We start from the raw sequence: 18,133 nt of genomic DNA on the forward strand, positions 1-18,133 counted from the left end.
GTCAGAAGTTCGTCGCCGCCATGGCACCAGTGGTGCCTTGTGTATTGACCATCCACATCGTCTCGTTCAACATCTCCCCTGGTGACTGGCCCGGACCGGCGTAGATATTCCACTGGGTGTTGACTTGCGGGTTCGGGTTCTGCCCGCCGCGGTAGTCGTACGTCTGGTTCAGCCAGGTGGGCACGTTGAGCGAGTTCTTGTTGCCCGGGTTGTCCTCGCTGTAGGTGATCAGCTGACCGGTGTTCTTGTTCAACAGGAACCGCACATCACCCATCAGCGGTGTGCCGCCGATACCGGCGGTCAGCTGCGACAGGAACCGGCCCACGTACGTACCGGCGATGTGGTACAGCTGCTGCCCGAAGTCGATAGCCATGTTCACGCCCTGCAGCGCGGCGCCGATCAGTTGCGCGATCTGCCCGGCCGACGACAGCGCCATCGACGCTCCCGCCGCGCCCCCCGACGGGTCGCCGCTGCTGCCCGCCCCGACCAGCCCGCCGATGGTGGACAGGATGCTGCCGGTCGCAGTGGCGATATTGGCGGCCAGGGTGATGTACTTCTGGACGTCGTCGACGAGCTTCATGACGTCTTCGGTGTTGCGGACGCCGTACACGAGGCGGTCGGCGATGTCCTGTGTAGCGCTCATCGCGTCCAGGCCGCTGCTGATGACCTGGAACACCGCCGAGACAGCGTTCGAGGCGCCACTGACGATCGACTGCGCCGTCGACAGTGCGCTCTGCCCCTGCTGGAATCCCGCGTCCTTGGCGATCTGGTTTTGCGTGGCCTCCAACGCGTCGATGGTGTTCTTGTTGCCGACGGCGTCCTGCGTTTTCAGGTCGGTGATCGTCGAGTCGATACCGGTGAGCGCGGACAGGACAGCATCATCGGATGCGCCCGGGGTCTTCGCCGCGTTGATCTGGGCGGCCAGTTCCGGGTTGCCCTGCAGATACGCCTGCAGCAGTTGGTCATTGACCGACAGATTCTTGTCGGAGGTGTCGAGCAGATCATCGAGCGACTTGCCCGACGGCAGCACCAAACCGTTGCCGGCCCCGACCGAGCCGCCGATACCGCCACCACGCTTGCCCGGCGCCGGTGCAACACCGGCGGCCTGCTGGAACGCCGCGGCCATCTCGTCTTTGAGTGCGATGTGAACGTGGTTGCGGTGCCCGGCCAGAGTTGGCGCGTCGTACACGCTGGTGCCGGGCGCGGGCTTGCCGCTCTTGATGTTGTCCGCGAACCCAGGGTCAGAGTAGATCAGCTCCTCGAGGAGTGAGCCGAAGTTGTCTGCCATGTACTGGGCGAACGCGCGCATCTGCGGCGTGTTCGCGGTGCCATTGGAGAAGTCGCCTGCCTGGCCGCGGGGATGCCAACCCTTGTCGACCGCGTGATCGTCCTTGCCCGACGTCAGCTGCAGGCCGAACTTGTCCTTGGCGATCGCTGCTATCTGGGCGATCTGGGTGTGCGCACCGTGGGCATCCGGCAGTCCCGTCGTCGGGATGACCGGGGCCCGGGCGGCCGGTGCCGGCTGCCCGAACACCAGCTGTCCGTTGCGCGTGTCGACCAGGTTGTCGCCTTGCCACTTGAACGGATTATCCGTTGTCGCATACTGCGATTCGGCGGAGAACGTGGTGTCGTACGGGGTTTTAAAGAGGTCCGGGAAGTGCGAGCCCTTGGTCCATGCCTCTACCTGGCCCGCGGTCATCGCCTGCCAGTAGCCGCGCATGTCGTAGTCGGTGATCGTCTCGTTGGGATTGAACGGAACGCCGTTCTTCGCAACCCAATCGCGGAACACCTGTTCCTGATCGGGCGACAACTGCGTCTGGTAGTTCGTCGCGGAGGGCTTCGCGAACTGTCGGTTATGCGCGAACGCCCGATCGTAGAATTCCGGCCCTTCAGCCGTGAACAGCGGCGCACCGGTGCCAGTAGTCTGCGGCTCCTTCGTGCCTGTAACCTGCGCCCATCCCGGGCCTTTCACGCCCTTGCCTTCGGTGGCGAGGATCTGGCTGCCCAGCCCGAGCTGGGCGCTGACATCCTTCCAGTACGACGAGCCCTTGGCCCCGGACCCCAGCTGCGGATTCTGGGTAAGGACCGCGGCGAGCAGCGGGTCAGTCGGGTTCTTCTCCAGCTGCTTGGCGAACGCGTCGTAGAACGCGTTGATCGCATAGTTGGGGTCGTTGACCTGCTCCAACGTGCCCCAACCCGAGCTCGGGCTCTGCTGATACAAGCCCGACACCAACCCGGCAGATCCCTGAATCCCACCGGAAATCGTTGGGTTGAAACCACTCTCGGCGGCGGCGACGGCCAGGGCGGTCTGGATCGCGGCGTCGTTCATGCCGCGGCCGCGGCCGGCCGCGATGATCGCCTTCTGGATGTCAGCTTTGCTCGACGACGCTGTTAGGCCGAGCGGGGTGTTCACCCCGGTCTTCCGGACGCCGCCGGCGGCGTTGCCGATACCGCCCGAGCTCGCCCCGAACACGTCAGCCCAGGTCGGTCCCTTCTTCTTCCCCTTCAGCGCGTCTCGCTGCAGCTCGTTCTGCTGCTGCGCGGCGATCTGCTCCGGCGTCATCTTCACCCAGGGCTTGGTGTTCATCCCGGGAATCAGGCCGAGCGCCTGGAACATCGGGGCAGCAAGGTTCTGGGTCACCAGGTCGAACCCGGACTGGGCGGCCTCCAGCATGGCGCCAAGGTCCTTCGCGAGGCCCTTGAGCCCGCGGGTATCGGAGAACTGGTGGCGCAGGTATGCCGACAGCACCGAATTGTCGGCTCCGGCGATGTGGGGCGGCAGCAGTGCACCGCCCAGGCTGTCGGCGCCACCCGCGGCCGGCGCACCGCCGCCGACACCGAGTGCCGCGCTGGTGGTCTCCGCCGTGGTTCGGGCCGCCGCGGCGACAGCGCCCTGCGCCGACGCCATACCGTCGGCCATGTCGGAGACCATCTTCTGACCGCGGATCTTGGTGTACCCGTCCCCGGAGAACGGACCCCACTTGGCCGGGGAGGACTGGAACCAGCCCGCGATGCCGTCGACGATGCCCTTCAGGGCGTCGTGCAGCATGCCGAGCCCCGTTGCTTCCTTCAGTCCCTGAATCAGGCCGCGGATGATGCTCTGGCCCCAACCCGGCGCCTTGTCGATGAGGCCGGTGAACCACTTCTCGATCGATCCGAACGCGTCGGGGATGGCGCTCACCAGTTTGTCGCACCACTCGATGAAGCCGCGGATGCCCTTGACTATCCCGGCGAACACTTCGATGCCCAGCGTGATCGCGGAAACCAAGTTTCGGAACAGGTCCACCACGACCGGCACGTAGGGCAGGAGTGCCTCGATAGCCGCGGTGACCGCCTCGAAGAGTTTCGGCAGCTGCGGGCCCACGCGCTGCGCCAGATCGAGGAAAATGTCGACGAGTGGACCGATCTGCGGCAGCAGCGTCGAGAATGCGTTCGACAACGTGTTGAACAGGTCGGGCAGCTTGGGGCCGACCTGCCTGACGATGTTGACCAGCGCGACGCCCATGTTGTACAGGAACTGGTTGAGCGCCGGCCCGATCGCGACGATTTGCGGCGCGAGCTCCTGCATCGACTGGGCGAACATGTTGAAGAAGTCCTGCCAGCCCGGCGCCGTCGCCACACCGAGCTTCACAAACGCTGTCACCAGCGATGACAACCCGCTGACCAGCGGGCCGAGCAGCGGCAAGAACGCATCGGTGGCCTCGCGCACCGCGCTGAAGAAATCGGTGAGTGCCTTCTGCCCCTCCTCCGACTGAGTCCAGTTGTTCAGCGCGATGGCCATCTGATCGAGCCACCCGAGAAGCCCACCGCCGCCGAAGTTTTCAGCGATGGTCATGATCGTGCCGAACGCCTGGCTCACGTTGATGACGGCGTCGACCAGGTGGCCGAACCCGTCGATGGCGGACTGAATCCACGCCTGGAAGCTGCCGTCGGCGGTGGCCTGGCCGAGCATGCCCACCATCACTGTCAAGGTGTTGCTGATCGCCCCGCCGATCTGCTCGAAGAACGACGACCCGATCACGGTCAGCTGCTCGAAGATGCCGAACAGCGGCTTGATCGCGGGCTGCATGGCCTGTAGTCCGGCGGAGATGTTCTCGATGAACGCCGAGAATGCTTGCGCCGCAGCAGGTGTCTCAAGTAGCCCGGCGAGCTCGTGGGCAGCGTCGCCGAAAATGCCCGCGATCTTGGCCATTCCACCCGACACCAGCGGCAGCCAGGTTTGGATCAGCGGCTTGATGTCGTCGGCGACCTTGGTGAAGAACGAATCTTGGACCGCGGCGCCGGCCAGTTTGAACTCGTCGCGGAATTCCGCGATGCTCAGCATCGCCTGCGCGGCAACCGGACCCATGTCCTTGATGTCCTCAAGGAACTTCTTCGGGTCGTCGGCCATCATGTCCTTGAGCGCATCACCGACCCCGTGGAATGCGACTTCCAGTGTGGACATGGAGAATCCGACACCCGCCACGACAGCGGGCAGCAGGCCGAGCGCGCCGGAGAGCTGCTTGGCGGCGTCGACCACGTTGATGATGCCCTGCACACCGGCTGCGCCACCCAGCCCGGCCAGGCCGCCCAACGACGGGAGTCCCAGCGCCAGGCCGCCGATCTTGCCGACGGCGAGTTCTAGGCCGGCGAGGTCCTTGACGAAGTCGCCGATGGCACTGCCACCCGACCTGGCGCTGCTGCTGACCTTTTCGATGCCTTCGGAGGCCAGCAAGAGCCCAGCGGACGCGGCCTTGCCCTCGGGGCCCAGCCACGCCACCGCTTTCGCCGCCACGCCCAGCGCCTGCGCCAGGCCGCTCGCCTTGTCGGTGGCATCGTCTTGGACAGTGCTGAGCCGCTCGAGGTTGCGTGACAGGTTCGGGATGATGTTCGACAGGCCGGACATGACCTTCTGCCCAGCCGACATCTGATCGGACAGTGCACGGTGCGCGTCACGTTCGGCGTCGATCGCCTTGGCGTGCCGCTTGTGTGCGTCATCGAGATGGCGGTAGGCATCTTCGATGTCCTCGGCCGTCGCCTTGCCGTCCAGCAGGGTGCTGTTGAGCCGCCGCTGTGCCTCGTCGACGTCGGCGCTGGCCTGGCGGACATCATTCAGCCGAGTGCTGTAGCCCTGCGCTGCGCCGCCGGCCGAATCGAACTCGCGGTCCGTGTCCTTCAGCGTCTTCTGGGTTTTCGTCAGCGACTTGTCGGCAGCCGTCGACGATGCGGTGACACTGTCGAGGTCCTTGGCGGCCGCACGCGCACCGCCGCCGTCGTAGTCGATTTCGATCTTGCCGTGGGCACGGCCGAGCGAGTAATCAGGCAACGGTCAACCCACCGTCGACGGTGCAGAGCGTCACAGGACGATTTCCTCGTCGCCGTCGCGTTCGCCAATGACCCGGGCGTGCGCCGAAGCCGATCCCTCGGTGGGATCCGCGAATCCCGTTGCCGATTGGTTCATGTCACCGCCCATCAGTCGCTCCCATTCCCGGATTCGTTGTGTCCGCGCGATCACCGGGTTCTTGCTCTGGCTGACCTCATCGAGGCGAGCGAGCACCCCGCGACCGAACGCCGCGATGCCCCGGTTGAAGTAGAACGTTCCGAACTCCCCGACGCGCTCGTCGAGAACCGCTATGTCACTGGGCAGCTGGCAGAACAGCTTCGCCATCTCGTAGATCTCATACGCCAGCGTCGGGTTCGTTGCGTACACTTTTCAGCGCCGCCAGCTGCTCCCCCAGCGCAGCAGACTTCAGCTCGTTGGGCAGCGCGGCGTTGAAAATCGCCATCTTGTCTTCGATCTCGATCTCGCTGGCGTTGATCTGCTCGTCGGTGCTGGGGCCGTCGAGCACCACCCGCGGGCAGACCACGGCCGCCGCGACAACTCGGTTGACCGGGCCGAACACCTTGTCGCTGGTCTCGGGGTCAACGAAGGCGCGCGCCGCCTCCTCCTGTGCACGCTCGGCCCTGACCGGGTCGTCACCGCGGATGTCCTTGAGCAGCTCGGGACCGAAACCGTCCAAGATGTCCATGAGCTTCAGATCGATCACCTGCATCTTGCGCAGGCGCCGGATCCGCACACGGCCGCCGCTGGGCAGGTCGAGGTCTTCCTCGGCCGCCTTCTTGAATCCGTATGCGGGAACGGAAGAAGCCGCCGCCGACACCGGCCCCTCTGCGGGGGTCGGCGCCGACGGCGGCTCAGATACAGCTTCCGTGGGTGGGAGGTGGACGTGGTCGCGATGCCCGGCCGCGCCCAGCTCAGGACCAGGCTCGTACGCGCAGCCTGCGGCGTGCGGCCGCGTGATCCTGGTGCCGCAGCACCAATCACGGAAGGGGACGTCGTCCACCTCGGCCCGTACGCCGCGGGCGACGGCACGGTTCTGCTGCTCTTCGATGGGTGATGTCATGGTGGCCTCCTAGGGGCTCTGTCGAATGACGTTGCGGCGGTTAGCTCGCGGGAGTGGTGGCGGACACGGCGGCGCTGTAAGAACCGACGGTGGTGCCGAACTTGCCCGCGACCCGGAACTTGTGTGCCGTCGACACGGTCAGCCCGGTCAGGGTGGTCGACGCTGTGGTCGGCGCGCCGCCGGCGGCGGAGCTGACCGCAGTCCACGTGGTGCCGCCATCGGTGGACTTCTGCACCACGTAGCTGTCCGCGGTGGGCAGCTCGTTCCACGACAGCGCCACCGTGGTGGACGTGACCGCACCGACGGTCACGTTGCTCGGGATCGGCAGCGGGTTCGGCACCGGCGTCGAGCCGAGAGTCGACTTCTGCTGGTTGAACTCGATCTCGTACAGGTAGTCGTCGTCGTCACCGGGCATCGGCGTGCCCATGAAGTCAATCGACGGCACCATGAAGGTGCCGTACTTCATGTCGGCCTGGATCTTGCCGTTGGCCTTGCAGCGGAAGATGCGCGCGACGTTGTCGCCGCCACCGTTGGACAGGACCTGGCCCTCCACGCGGAAATAGGGACGCTGGTCGCTGCCCTTCTTCCGCACGACCCGCTTCACGTTCGGCTCGATGCCGGACTCGATGAGCTGGCCACCGGTGACGATGGAGAACGTCATCATGTCCAGGCCGCCGGCCTCCAGCGAACCGTCGACGGTCGCGCCCTTGCCCTGGATGGCGACCGCGGACTTGTCGTCGCCGTCGAGGGTGTCGAAGTCTTCCGACTCGGTGAATGCCAGGGTCTGCGCGATCGGCAGGCGGTAGGACGTCGGGCCCAGGATCGTGCCGTCGGTATCGAGGTACGGAGTGATCCATACCCGGCGCAGGCCGTAGGGCTTGGTGTCCGGGTTGCCTGGAGATGCGGTCATTTGTGGTACTTCCTTTCAGCAGCTGGGGCTCCCCGGCCTCTGGTGATGGGGTCCTTGAACTTCAGCGTTTCCAACAGCTCACAGTCGGGAAACGAATATCTGTGCAGCACAACAGAATCGCCACCGGTGCAGCGCCAGTGGTTGCACTTGACTTCGATCCTGTTGCCGTCGATGACCTTGAAGTGCAGTGCACCCCCGGCGCATCGAACGTCGAAGACGTCTTCCACCTCGTCGGCGGGAACGTCAGGTACGGGCACGACGGTGGTTAGCGTTCGACCTTGTTGCCGTTGCCGTCGACCAGCTCGAACCGATTGCTGTTGGTCAGCAGGTAGTCGAGCTGCGCGTCGCTCAACGCGCTGGCCGGCACGCGGTAGTTGTTCTGCAGCTTCCACACCAGCGAGGTCTTCGCCTCGATGCCGACCTCGGCCCACTGCTGGACGGTGATCTCGGCGTAGGTGCCTTCACCCAGTCGCGACGGCCGGTTCTTGAGCTCCTCCGCATTGGCGGCCGCGGTGCGGGCACCGGTGTAGAACACGAACTTGCCACCGCTGTCACTCTGCGGGGCTGCCGCCTCGGCCTCGGCTTTCGCCTTGTCCTCGTCGGTCACCGCGGGTTGTGCATCCTCGACCGGCGCGATGCCGCTGGTCTGGCTGGATCGTGTTGCCATTACCTCATACCTTTCGTTGGGTCGCGCTGATCACGCGGTTACCTTGCAGCTCAACGCCATATAGGCGGCCTGCCGACAGATCGTCATGTACTTCGGGTCGGTCACGTCCGGGCCGCGGCCTTCGAACCCGATGTAGTTGAGCCGGTATCCGTCGCCGCCGACGACGCCGGCTGGCGAGTCCTCGACGGCCGCGAAGATCGCGTCGACGCGGTCGATCATGTTGTCGATCCGCCCGTAGTCGGTCGACAGGGCGGTCGGCACGTGGAAGTAGAGCTCCAGGTGCCGTTCGGCGTTCTCTTGTACGGACTCCTCGAAATCGGTGTGACGCCAACACACCACGATGAACGCCCCATCGCTGGGCCGCTGATCGGCTTCGAAGTTCGGCACAATCACCAGCGCTGGCCAGCCGGCCGGGCTGCCCAGTGCGGCCAGCTCGGTGTCGTTGCGCAGCAGGTCCAGGACGGCTGCACGGGCCACCGGTCAGCCCTTCCGCAACGTGTTGAGGGTGCCGCGCAGACTCTTCATCAGCTTCTTCCCCTGGGCTGCGACGGTCGGCATGATGATCTGGTCCTTGCCGTTGTTGCTGATCTCCAGCCAAATGCCGTAGTCCACACCGTGGCTGAACCAGATCGACTTGTGCGTGCCTGCCAGCTCGGTCGCCGTGAACAACGCGGCGCGCGCCTGGCCCGGCACGCGGTCGTCACGATTCCCGTCACTGTCGCGCCACGGCGCCTTTTCCTTCATCTGCGCCTCGCCGTCGACGGCCGCGATCGCCATGAACGCGTCGACGACCTTCTCGTAGTCCGGCTCAACGTCCTTGACGTTGTCGCGCAGCTTGACCAGCCCGGAGTTGAGTTCCGAGAGGCGGCCGAACTTCTTAGCCACCGCTGTGACCAGTCACTTTCAGGAACGCGATGACAATCGCTGTGATCTGGTAGGGCCGCGTGTTGTCCACCGTCTGCACGCTGTACTTGGCGGCGAAGTCCTCCCAGCTGTCGCCGACCTCGACGACGGCGTCGTAGGCGCCCACCATCTCCAGCCGCAGTGTGCGGACGGTCCCGAGGTCGGTCGTCGACGAGTCGACACCGTCGAGGGCCTGCTTGTTGAACATGGCGAACACCTGCGGATCCCGCGGGACCGCCGGTGCGTAATCCTTGCCGCCGCCTGGCTTCTCGGTGACGGTGCCCGCCGCAGGGATCAGCGCGATCGGCTGCCCGCGCAGCGCCAGGAGCTCGGCGACGGCAGCCCGGGCCTCCGCGGTCATCCCATCGATCGGCGCGGACATCAGCAATGCCTGGGCCGCGTGGGCTGCCAAGGCGCGACCCCGACGGTGCCGAACTTCTTCCGCCGCTTCCGCAGCCGCACCGAATCCAACTCAGCGTCCGTGAACTGCACGCGGCCGCGCGTCGGGTCGGACGCATACCAAGACCGACTGGTCGTGATGTCGGGAGTGGTGGTGCTGCGCTGGCTGGCCCGCTCGGGATTGCGGTACAGATCCAAAACCTTCTCGCAGACAAGCACCTTCACCCGGTTCAGCCGATCAGGATCGCCAGCAGCCTCCGACTCGGCGGCGATTTCCGCGAGCGGCTTGCGCAGCGACGGGATCTTGCCCATCAGTTCGCTCTCCGCGTCACCGATGCGGACGTTGACCCAGGCCAGCCGGTCCGATGGAATGGTCCCCTCGAACCGGCTGGTCACATCCTCCTGGTTAGCGAACTTGCCCTGGACAGGTGCGGTCATTCGACCCGGACGCCCGCATCCCGCAGCTTGGTGACGATCTCATCGCGCTTGTCGTCCTTGGCGACCTCAACGCCGTGCTTGGCGGCGTATGTGGCCCAGTGGTCGCGGCCAGACCCGGGACCGGCCAGCGGTGGCGGCTCATCACCGCCACCGCTGGAGTTGTCCTCGGATCCACCGCGCTCGCCGCTGGCGTCGTCGTCCGCCGGAATGGTGTCCCACACGTTCGGGTTGGTGATCTTCTTGCGCGCCCAGGCAGGCGGCTCGTCACCGGGACCGAACGAGTGCAGGACGCCCTTCTCGTCGAACAGCGCCACGTAGGCGGTGAGCGCGGTCATCAGGCCACATCCGCAACGGTGAGCAGTCCGGCGTTCGTCAAGATCGGCATACCGACCGCGTCGACGAAGGTGAACTCCCGGTACGGCGGGCCGACCTTCTCGACAACACCGACGATGCCGGCAGCATCACCGAAGGTCATCTCGGCCTGATTGGACTTGGCCAGCTCCAGAGCGGTCGCGCTGAGGCCGAACGCAAAGAACCCGAGGTCGCCCAGGTTCTCCGGTAGCAGAGCAACCCTGTCCGCGGCGAAGACTCGGGTGTTCGAGCCCTCGACGTTGAGTGAGGTGTCGTAGCTCGGCAGTACCACCGGCAGTTGCTCGGAGTCGAGCAGCGTGTTCAGCTCAGCCAGAGACACGCTCGTCTTGCCAGCGGTCGCGCCGTACACGGCGTCGATGATCTGCTTGTTGCGCCGCAGATCACCGAGGCGAGCGCGACCGGTGAGCATCTTAGCCGCCCGGCCGTAGCCGTTGGCGATCCGGATCTCCTGCCATGCATCGAGGTCGGTCAGCGGTACCGAGGCGGTGTGGTCGGTCCACAGAGCACCTGCCGGGGCGGTGATCTGGTTGGCCGGCACGCCGTAGTCGGCCTCGCCGCTGAAGCCACCTTCGTTGATGGTCAGCTTGCCGTCGGTGAGGACGTCGCCCCAGGCGAGTTCGCGGCGGTTGTTCATCGTGCCCACGAGCCGCTCGGCGTCGTTGTAGGCCGCGTTGACCTGGGCCGCCTTGTTGGTGCCGCCGAGCCGGGCGATCTCGACTGCGATGGTCTCGTATTCGCCCTGGTTCAGCGAATCCGAGAAGGGCAGCAGCTCAACGTACTTGCCCGATCCGGCGTCGCGGGACGACACGTGGATCGTTCCGTCGAACGACCGGTAGGACGCGGTGCGGTTGGTCTTGACGAACTCCGCCCAGTCGATCCGGTTGTTCTGGAAGTAGCGGGTCGGGAACATGTTGACCAGAGCCAGATTCGACTCGACCGGCACATTGCGGATGAACGTGGTGAGCGCGTCCGGCGAGACCGGACCGTCGAAAACGATTGCCATGATTCAGTTCTCCTTCACAGCCACACGATCAGGGGCAAGTCGGTCTTGCCATTGGCGTCGATCCCGGAGTTGGCCGGCAGCTTGGCCACGTTGACTGCACCGTGGATGAACCGGGCGCCGCCGACCTTGGTCAGGGTGTTGCCGGTGTTCGGGTCCACTGCGCGCACCGAGCTGAACAGCAAGCCTGCGCAGACCTGGGTGCCGTCCGACTTCGAATCGTCGTACGGCCCGTACAGGCCCGACGCGGTGATCTTCGCGATCGCAGTGCCCGACGGGATGTAGCCGTTCGCGAAGTGCGTGGCCTTGGTGAACTTCGAGATGTCCAGCGTGATACCAGGAGTGATGTCGACGCCGTGCTGTCCAACGAGCCACGACCGGTCCTCGACCTGGTAATTGCTGGAGCGAACAGAAATGTCAGTCGACATCGTTAACTCCTAGTCCTTGATGTAGCCGCGACGCCTTGCCTCGGCCAGTCCTTCATCGCGCCCGGACGTCGCCGGCGGCTGCGATCCTCCTTGGCCCCACTGTCTGGGTTGTGGTTCACCGGTCGCCTGACCGCCGAAAGCGGTTGCGAGACTGGTGAGATGCCCGATGAGCGCGTCCTTATCGAACTTGCCGTCCTTGACGAACGTCATCGGATTGATGCCAGCGAGCACAGCTGACCGCTGCGCCTCTTCCTGCACGAACTGGCCCACGATGGCATCGGTGAGCTGACCGGCCCACTCTGCGGCCGCCTCTTGCGCGGCCGTCGCAGCTGCTTCTGACCGAGCGTCCTCGAGGGCACGCTCGCTCGGCTGCAACTGGTTTCGGCGCGCGTCTTCCGCGTCCTTCTTCCACTGCTTGGCCTGCTCTGGAGTGATCCCCTCGTAGGCGCGGAGCGTGTCGCTCTTGCGCCGGTCGTGAAACTTCCAGTAGGCAGCCTGCTGCTCCGCGTTCATGTCCGCGATCGGCGTGTTCTCCGGGAAGCCCCTGTCGGGCGGCGGATCCGCCGGCGGCGTATCTGCAGGAGCTGGGTCAGCTGGCGGATCACCAGCCGATGGCTCGCCGAGTGGCTGAGATCCGCCCATGACGGGCCAGATCGGGCCACGGCGCCCGATAGCGAGTGCCTGCAGTCCAGGAATGGTGGGGTGGAACGGTAGGTCGGTCACTGACTACTCCCCTGTCGGGATGGGAACCCATGACGGGTCCAACCGCCGGTCATGGCGGAAGATTGTGTGCATACGAAACAACCCCGGAGCTCAGCTCACGGGGTTGTTGTGTCTACGAAGTATTAGCTGACGGGTATGCGATCGAGATGGTAGAGAGCCCGCTTGCGGACCTTGTGATACACGCTCGACCCATACGCCATCTCGTTGACCATTTCGCGAACATCGGCCGGCAATGCGACCTGCTCCGCATCGAAAGTAGCGAGTCCTTGCAGGACAGCCTGGTCCCATTCGCTACTGGCGATGTAGTGGTCAACCATGGTGTTGCTGACCGGCAGCACCTTGCGGAGGACCAAAGCCAGGTCCTCCAACATGTGCGATTTGGTCGCGGTCACGAGTCCAGCTTACGAGTCAGGTCCGCCGGGTTCAACGGAACGGGCACCGGGCGGCCTGTGGCGTCATTGCGATGCACGCCATCCCCGCTGAGCGGATAGGCTGTGGCGACCTCCCAGTATCGGCCGTAATCGTGCACCGGTACCGCCAAGATGACTCCGTCGTGTAGGCCGCGGAAGACGACTCCGAGGTTCTCCGGTGTGATGTTGCGCTGGAGGTCTTGGCCCCACAGAATCGCCTCGACCGCTTCCAGCAGCTTCGTTTCGTCCCAGCCCGCCGGTAGTTCGCTCTTGCCCGGGATACCGGTACCGGCCCTGTGTCCACCACCGCCATGCCCGTCTCCGTCGAGCATGTAGGCGAGATCGTCGTCGATCAGCGGCTGGACATCGGACGGCCGCAGCGGCGCCGGGTCACCGTTGTCCATGTCCGGGTAGCGATCGTCGGGGGAACCTGCCACCGGCGGGATGTTACGTGGCGGTTCGCCGCCGCCACCGCCAGCGCTTGGCTCAGGCTCCTCTGCTTGTTTGCGCAGCTTCGCGATGAGCTTCTCGTGATAGGCGATCTTCGAGGAGCTCTCGGGCTCGCCGTTGGACCGCAGCCGCGCTAGGTTCTCCTCCATCACGCGCAGCTGGTGCTTGGCCACCTCGGCCTGGGCCGGCTGATCGGACTGCAGCGCCGTCCCGCCGACGCGCACCTTCGACTTGGTCGTGCGCGGCTTGTACTTCGACTTCGGCACCATCACTGAGCCGAGCTCGCCGTGCTGGTCCACCTTGTAGCGGGTCCGCTTCAGGTGAGCCGACGACGTCCCTCCGGCGTCCTTGTACAGCTGGTTCAGGTCGACCGCGTTCAGGTCATCGGCCGGGTCGTAGTCCTCGGTGATGGCGGCGATCGTGCACTTGCAGTGCGCATGAATCGGCATCAGTTCGGCGACGTAGTAGATCCGGTCGGACGCCGCGATGCACATGCCGCACGTGCCGCCGCGGGACAGCTCCGGATGGATAACCCGCCGGTACCCGATGATCTTCGTCTTCGCCTGCGGGCTTCCGTCCAGGTCGACCGGTTCAGCCGCGGACACCAGGACCTGCTGCTGTGCGAGACGCTGCGCGAGCATGAGGTTGTCGTCGATCAGAGCATCGATGCGCTGCCCGGCCAGGGCAGCGGCCTGGACATCGGTTGCGCCCTTGGACTTTGCGTACCGGTACACCGCGGCCGGCCGCTTGAACACACCCAGCGTGGTCATATCGGCGGTCGAGACCTTGGCGGAATCCTCGGCGTAGTCGACGCTCACCGCGTGCTGGCGCAGAACGAGTAGCCCGTTCTTGATGACTGCAGCTGGCGCCCGAACGTCGAGCGGTACCGACTGTGTCGCCGGTACTTTCACTCCAACCGCGGCCAGCTGATGCGCCTGACCGACCGCCGCGGCCTTCGCCGCAGCTTCCTGCGCCGCGGCCATGATGCGGGCGGCCTGGGCAGCGAACTCAGCCACCGCGGTCTCGTCGTACGGGTTCACCGCCGCCCAGAGCTGATGAATCGCCTGCTTTGCGTGTGCGGACGCCCGGTCCCTGGCCGCAATGACGGTGTCGGCGGCCGCCGCGGTGGCGATGACTGCTTGCTCCGCAGTGGGTTTCGGCGTCTTCAGTTCGGCGAGCTGTGCGGACGCCTGCTCAAGGGCCTGCCGATAGGTGATCGGTGGGCTAAGCGGTGCCGACATTGGCCGGTTCCACCGCCGGCGTGGGCGCCGCGGCCGGTTGCGACGGTTGCGACGGCGTCGTCGGGGCACCAGGCAGCAGGATCGCCTCGGCCGCCATCTGGTTGATGTTCGCCTCGGTCTCCTCCGGCGACATCTCCCAGATCTGCTCGTTGCGTTGCTGCAGCGACAGAGTGCCGACAGCCTGCGACGACGCTGAAGCCTTCTCGGCCAAGGTGCGGAACTCGATTGGCCCCCAGTGCAGCTTGATCGAGGTACCGCGATCGGCCTCGCCGCTGAACGCGAAGAGGATGCGCCACAGCAACTTCATCTGCGGAGTCGCACGCGAGCGCCGGTCACGGATCTTCGATGTCGCCGACTCACGCATCAGGCCAGCGCCCTCAGCGGATCCGTTCGCAGCGTCTGGGGTGATCAGGTGCAGCGGCGTCGAAGTGACGGCGGCGAACTCCTTCACATCGTCGCGTTTGGCGTTCAGGATGGACGACAGGTCCAGCGCCTGCGACTCCCAAAACTTGAACCCGTCAGGGACTTTCCACAGCGCACCCGGGTTCGCACTGAATACGGTGGACGCCAATGCCTCCCAGTCGACCGGGTCTGCCGTGTCGTCATCGTCGTCGTCATCGTCGTCGTCGCCGATGATCGCGCGCTGACGGAACGCCTGGTACGCCACGATGATCAGCCGCTTCAAGGTCATGTCATTGATGCGGTCGAGCAGGTCCAGGTGCCGTTCGTATTCGCCGAGTCCGTGCGGGTTGAGGAATCGGACGATCGGGATGCCGCCCAGCTTGTCCAAGCCGCTGATCGTCTCGGGCCGATCGGGATTCTTCACTGCCCACTTCGAGCCATCGAAGTCAACATCCCAACGGCGGCCAGGCAGAAACAGGTGCGCACGCTCAACCTCGTCGACCAGGTCGTAGTCCTTGACCAACGCCGCACGCAGTCGACTGGGGTTGGTGCGGTCGGGTATCCCGATGCAGCGACGCGGGTCGATCGCGTGCGCGGTCGGGGTGTCCCCGTTGTTGTCGACGGCCATCGCAAATGCTTCGCCCATCGAGAACTGGTAACCGAACAGGTCTTTCGTCATCGCGCCGAACCCGGACTCGTCCATGATCCGAGCGCCCACGTCGTCGCCGCCGGCGTCGTTGTCGACGAGCGTCGAAACGGCCTGCTGCTCCATGCGATCCAACATCGCGTTGACGCACATCGGCGCGTAGTTGCAGCGTGCCTGCCGAATCACGTCCCGGAACGCATCCTCGTACCCTTCCGCCACCTGCGGCAGCGGAGCATCACCGACGTTGTAGGACCACAGTGTGTCCAGGACCTCGTTGCGTGGGCGGATGGCCACCGGGCGATGCAGCTTGTCCGACCACTCCGGACGTGTCGCTTTCGTGAAGCGCGCGTTGAGCTTGTCGAACCACTCCTGGGGGGTGAGCTCAGCCAACTTCCCACCCTCCTATCGGATTCGAGCGAAGACACGCTTCTTCGGCTTCGGCACTTTCGGCAGCACGTCCATGCGGGCCTGCCACGACAAAATCCCGGCCATGCAGAAGTCGAACTTCCGGTCGGGGTGAATCTTGGTGAGGATCCAGACTTTCTCACCGGTCTCCTCGTTGGCGACGAGGTTGGTGCTGCGCCGGCCCGCGTTGCGCAGGTGCCGGGTCAGGTCGCCGACGTTGGCCAGGTCGCCGTCGTTGTCGCCGGTCGGGCTGTTGTGCTTCACGCTGCCCGAGGCGATCGCATCCTCGTATGCCTGGATGGCCTTGAACATGCGTCGCCGCTGGTTGGTCCAGAACTCTTCGACCACATCCGGGTGGGTCGCCGCCCACGAGCCGACCGTGTAATTCCAGTGTGGCGGATCGGCGTACAGCTTGAGCACGCGGAACCGCTTGAACAGTTCCTTGCGCTTCTCGTTGACTTCGAGCTCGTCGACTTCCCAGTCGTCCGGCGCGTCGTGGGGTCTCTCCCACCCACCTTCGAGCTGTTGGAGTCCCGTTTTCACGTCGGTAACCACGAACCCTGTCGCGTCCCGCATCCGAGCACCGTCGAACCCGATCGTGACGAATGCCCGAGGCGGGATGACGTCGGGCACGTAGAGGTTGTTCCAGCGCCCGATATCGAAGGCTTGCGCGGACTGCTGCAGCCAGCGGTTGGTCCACACCCGTTCGAGGTAGCCCTTGTTGGCCTTCGGCTTGTCCCACCGAGCGGCGATCTGCTCAAGATCGGTGCGGCTGGCCAGATCTGGACCGGACGCCTCGCGGATCGCCTCGACGCGATCGGAGAACTTCCGCATGTCCCAGCCGTCAGAGGCTTGGCGGTGGAAGTAGAACGTGTCGGGCCGCTCGACTTCATTGCGGGCCATCGCTTCTGCTTCGAAGTGATTGTCCTCAGCAACGGATTCCTGGCCTGGTTCGCCGGCGGTTGTGACGGCCATGCCCCACGGGTCCTGGGCGTATCTCTTGCCGAGGTTCTCGTCCATGGTCGTGACGGCGGCTTTCTCCGTCGGCAGGTACAGGCGGTGCGTCTCGTCGTAGCCGTTGAAGGTCGTGCGGCCACCGTCGTTGGTGTCCGGCGCCGTGGCGACCGGTATGCACTTTCCGTCGGCCTTGCCGTCGGGGCCGACCCGCAGGATCCGGTCGACACCGACATCGAACGCGTCCGGACCGATGCAGTCTTCACCGCACCAGTGACACAGATCCCCTTGGCACTCTTCGCAGAAGCACCGCGCGATGCGGGCGTTCTCGCAGATGACCTTCAGCGCGCCGTACGCCAGCTCCTCGACCTGGATCTTGGCGTTGGCGAGCAGCGGGATGAACGGGTCGACGACCGGGCGCCCCAGTGCGAGCGAGCCGTCGGGGTTGTACCCGTTGAACCGCACCGGTGCGTGCGGGTGCAGCTCGGCGAAGGCGATCTGGCCGAGGAACTCGGTCTTGGCCGCGCCCTTTCGGATCGAGACGTTGGTCCGCTTGAAGCGGCGGCGGCCGGCGTTGCGATGCTTCTTCGGCCAATGCTCGTAGGACCGGTAGGTGACGTACTGCCAATCCTCGGACATCCGGTACGGCTGCGCCTTGAGGTCGCCCGGGCCGAATACCGAGTGAGCCTCGAGGAAGTCGCAGACCTGTTCCCCGAGAGTCGGATACAGGACGTCGCCGTCCGGCGGGACGATCAGCTCCATAGCGCGCTACTGCACGGCTGCTAGGCGCCTCTTGCGCGGGTCCACTCGGGCGGTCGCCTGGGGGGCCGCCTTCGCCGCCGTCGTTGAGGTTGCGCCCGACGACGCTCTACGCGCCGCGTTCTGCTTCTCGCCCTCAACCCGCAGCACTTCCCACTGCAGAGTCCGCCGCGCCATCGGCGTCAGCCCGAACTGCACCAGGATCTGCCGGTACTCACCCGCCAACGCCTTCGCAGCGGTCGGCTTCGTATCCGGATCCAACATCATCTGGTACAGCCGCGCCGCGACGTACAGCAGGTGGGTGTCGACGTCGATCCATTCCTTGCGGGGCTCGGACGTCCACAGGTCGTCCCACCACGCGACCACCTCGGGGTACCACTCGATGCTGCTCGGCAGCTTCGGTTTCTCCGTAGTCTCGGCGTCCGGCTTACTCAGCGTCGCGCGGGTCGTCGTCTTGTTCCGACGTCCACGGAGAGTCGGGTCCTTCGCAGTCGGTCCGGGCATGGCGGGCTCCTATGTCAGGAAAGATGCAGTTCCCATGTCGGGAGCGATGAAAGATGCTGCGGCGCAACACATCTGAGATGCTCAAATGCCCTGCGCGGCAGGCCCTTTCAGGGCGACTGACGCGGGTTTTCGCCAGGCC

General features: G+C 65.3%; 18 protein-coding genes. All 18 read right to left on the bottom strand.

Features of this window, described 5'->3' with window-relative positions; genetic code table 11:
* Position 1: 1 nt before the first annotated feature.
* On the bottom strand, positions 2 to 5,305 hold the full coding sequence (locus tag BST13_RS33130; protein WP_083169735.1) for a phage tail protein: 5,304 nt from the start codon (positions 5,303 to 5,305) through the stop codon (positions 2 to 4).
* Between the two features lie 30 nt (positions 5,306 to 5,335).
* Positions 5,336 to 5,689: a hypothetical protein gene (locus tag BST13_RS33135; RefSeq protein ID WP_083169737.1), complete on the bottom strand. Its 354-nt coding sequence runs from the start codon at positions 5,687 to 5,689 to the stop codon at positions 5,336 to 5,338.
* Positions 5,658 to 6,383, bottom strand: coding sequence for a DUF7391 family protein (locus BST13_RS33140; protein WP_083169739.1), 726 nt, complete (start codon positions 6,381 to 6,383; stop codon positions 5,658 to 5,660). Before BST13_RS33140 ends, BST13_RS33135 begins: the two co-directional genes overlap by 32 nt.
* A 40-nt stretch (positions 6,384 to 6,423) precedes the next feature.
* Positions 6,424 to 7,293 (bottom strand): fibronectin type III domain-containing protein, encoded by an 870-nt coding sequence (locus tag BST13_RS33145; protein ID WP_083169741.1) that lies wholly within the window; start codon positions 7,291 to 7,293, stop codon positions 6,424 to 6,426.
* A 265-nt stretch (positions 7,294 to 7,558) separates the two neighbouring features.
* Entirely contained in the window at positions 7,559 to 7,960 is a 402-nt protein-coding gene (locus BST13_RS33155) for a hypothetical protein (RefSeq protein WP_083169744.1), read from the bottom strand.
* A 30-nt stretch (positions 7,961 to 7,990) separates the two neighbouring features.
* The gene (locus BST13_RS33160) at positions 7,991 to 8,437 is read right to left on the bottom strand and encodes a hypothetical protein (protein WP_083169746.1); all 447 of its coding nucleotides are present in this window, start codon (positions 8,435 to 8,437) and stop codon (positions 7,991 to 7,993) included.
* 3 nt (positions 8,438 to 8,440) lie between these two features.
* Positions 8,441 to 8,845: a hypothetical protein gene (locus BST13_RS33165; RefSeq protein ID WP_095533812.1), complete on the bottom strand. Its 405-nt coding sequence runs from the start codon at positions 8,843 to 8,845 to the stop codon at positions 8,441 to 8,443.
* Positions 8,838 to 9,245, bottom strand: coding sequence for a hypothetical protein (locus tag BST13_RS33170; protein WP_083169747.1), 408 nt, complete (start codon positions 9,243 to 9,245; stop codon positions 8,838 to 8,840). Before BST13_RS33170 ends, BST13_RS33165 begins: the two co-directional genes overlap by 8 nt.
* The gene (locus BST13_RS33175; protein WP_083169749.1) at positions 9,245 to 9,700 is read right to left on the bottom strand and encodes a hypothetical protein; all 456 of its coding nucleotides are present in this window, start codon (positions 9,698 to 9,700) and stop codon (positions 9,245 to 9,247) included. Before BST13_RS33175 ends, BST13_RS33170 begins: the two co-directional genes overlap by 1 nt.
* Entirely contained in the window at positions 9,697 to 10,035 is a 339-nt protein-coding gene (locus BST13_RS33180; protein WP_083169751.1) for a hypothetical protein, read from the bottom strand. The genes BST13_RS33175 and BST13_RS33180 overlap by 4 nt, the downstream gene beginning before the upstream one ends.
* Positions 10,035 to 11,075 carry a major capsid protein gene (locus tag BST13_RS33185; RefSeq protein WP_083169753.1) on the bottom strand — a complete coding sequence of 347 codons (1,041 nt, stop codon included), beginning with the start codon at positions 11,073 to 11,075 and terminating at the stop codon, positions 10,035 to 10,037. Before BST13_RS33185 ends, BST13_RS33180 begins: the two co-directional genes overlap by 1 nt.
* 14 nt (positions 11,076 to 11,089) lie before the next feature.
* Positions 11,090 to 11,500 carry a head decoration protein gene (locus BST13_RS33190; RefSeq protein WP_083169755.1) on the bottom strand — a complete coding sequence of 137 codons (411 nt, stop codon included), beginning with the start codon at positions 11,498 to 11,500 and terminating at the stop codon, positions 11,090 to 11,092.
* Positions 11,501 to 11,509: 9 nt separating this feature from the next.
* A complete protein-coding gene (locus tag BST13_RS33195; RefSeq protein WP_142282893.1) occupies positions 11,510 to 12,223 on the bottom strand; it encodes a hypothetical protein in 714 nt (237 codons plus the stop codon).
* A 122-nt stretch (positions 12,224 to 12,345) separates the two neighbouring features.
* Positions 12,346 to 12,615: a hypothetical protein gene (locus BST13_RS33200; protein ID WP_083169759.1), complete on the bottom strand. Its 270-nt coding sequence runs from the start codon at positions 12,613 to 12,615 to the stop codon at positions 12,346 to 12,348.
* Positions 12,612 to 14,324 (bottom strand): hypothetical protein, encoded by a 1,713-nt coding sequence (locus BST13_RS33205; RefSeq protein WP_083169761.1) that lies wholly within the window; start codon positions 14,322 to 14,324, stop codon positions 12,612 to 12,614. The genes BST13_RS33200 and BST13_RS33205 overlap by 4 nt, the downstream gene beginning before the upstream one ends.
* Positions 14,308 to 15,762: a phage portal protein gene (locus tag BST13_RS33210; protein WP_083169763.1), complete on the bottom strand. Its 1,455-nt coding sequence runs from the start codon at positions 15,760 to 15,762 to the stop codon at positions 14,308 to 14,310. The genes BST13_RS33205 and BST13_RS33210 overlap by 17 nt, the downstream gene beginning before the upstream one ends.
* 12 nt (positions 15,763 to 15,774) lie before the next feature.
* Positions 15,775 to 17,493: a terminase large subunit gene (locus BST13_RS33215; protein WP_083169765.1), complete on the bottom strand. Its 1,719-nt coding sequence runs from the start codon at positions 17,491 to 17,493 to the stop codon at positions 15,775 to 15,777.
* 6 nt (positions 17,494 to 17,499) lie between these two features.
* Complete coding sequence (locus BST13_RS33220; protein WP_083169767.1) at positions 17,500 to 17,994, bottom strand: phage terminase small subunit; 495 nt, start codon at positions 17,992 to 17,994, stop codon at positions 17,500 to 17,502.
* Positions 17,995 to 18,133: the final 139 nt, after the last annotated feature.

Source organism: Mycobacterium aquaticum, from assembly GCF_002086485.1.
GTDB classification, from domain to species: Bacteria; Actinomycetota; Actinomycetes; order Mycobacteriales; family Mycobacteriaceae; genus Mycobacterium; species Mycobacterium aquaticum.

Excerpts from the sequence above, each read along its gene's own strand:
- BST13_RS33140 (WP_083169739.1), bottom strand. The coding sequence starts at position 6,383 with ATGACATCACCCATCGAAGAGCAGCAGAACCGTGCCGTCGCCCGCGGC.
- BST13_RS33145 (WP_083169741.1), bottom strand. The coding sequence starts at position 7,293 with ATGACCGCATCTCCAGGCAACCCGGACACCAAGCCCTACGGCCTGCGC.
- BST13_RS33155 (WP_083169744.1), bottom strand. The coding sequence starts at position 7,960 with ATGGCAACACGATCCAGCCAGACCAGCGGCATCGCGCCGGTCGAGGAT.
- BST13_RS33170 (WP_083169747.1), bottom strand. The coding sequence starts at position 9,245 with ATGTCCGCGCCGATCGATGGGATGACCGCGGAGGCCCGGGCTGCCGTC.
- BST13_RS33175 (WP_083169749.1), bottom strand. The coding sequence starts at position 9,700 with ATGACCGCACCTGTCCAGGGCAAGTTCGCTAACCAGGAGGATGTGACC.
- BST13_RS33180 (WP_083169751.1), bottom strand. The coding sequence starts at position 10,035 with ATGACCGCGCTCACCGCCTACGTGGCGCTGTTCGACGAGAAGGGCGTC.
- BST13_RS33185 (WP_083169753.1), bottom strand. The coding sequence starts at position 11,075 with ATGGCAATCGTTTTCGACGGTCCGGTCTCGCCGGACGCGCTCACCACG.
- BST13_RS33190 (WP_083169755.1), bottom strand. The coding sequence starts at position 11,500 with ATGTCGACTGACATTTCTGTTCGCTCCAGCAATTACCAGGTCGAGGAC.
- BST13_RS33205 (WP_083169761.1), bottom strand. The coding sequence starts at position 14,324 with ATGTCGGCACCGCTTAGCCCACCGATCACCTATCGGCAGGCCCTTGAG.
- BST13_RS33215 (WP_083169765.1), bottom strand. The coding sequence starts at position 17,493 with ATGGAGCTGATCGTCCCGCCGGACGGCGACGTCCTGTATCCGACTCTC.
- BST13_RS33220 (WP_083169767.1), bottom strand. The coding sequence starts at position 17,994 with ATGCCCGGACCGACTGCGAAGGACCCGACTCTCCGTGGACGTCGGAAC.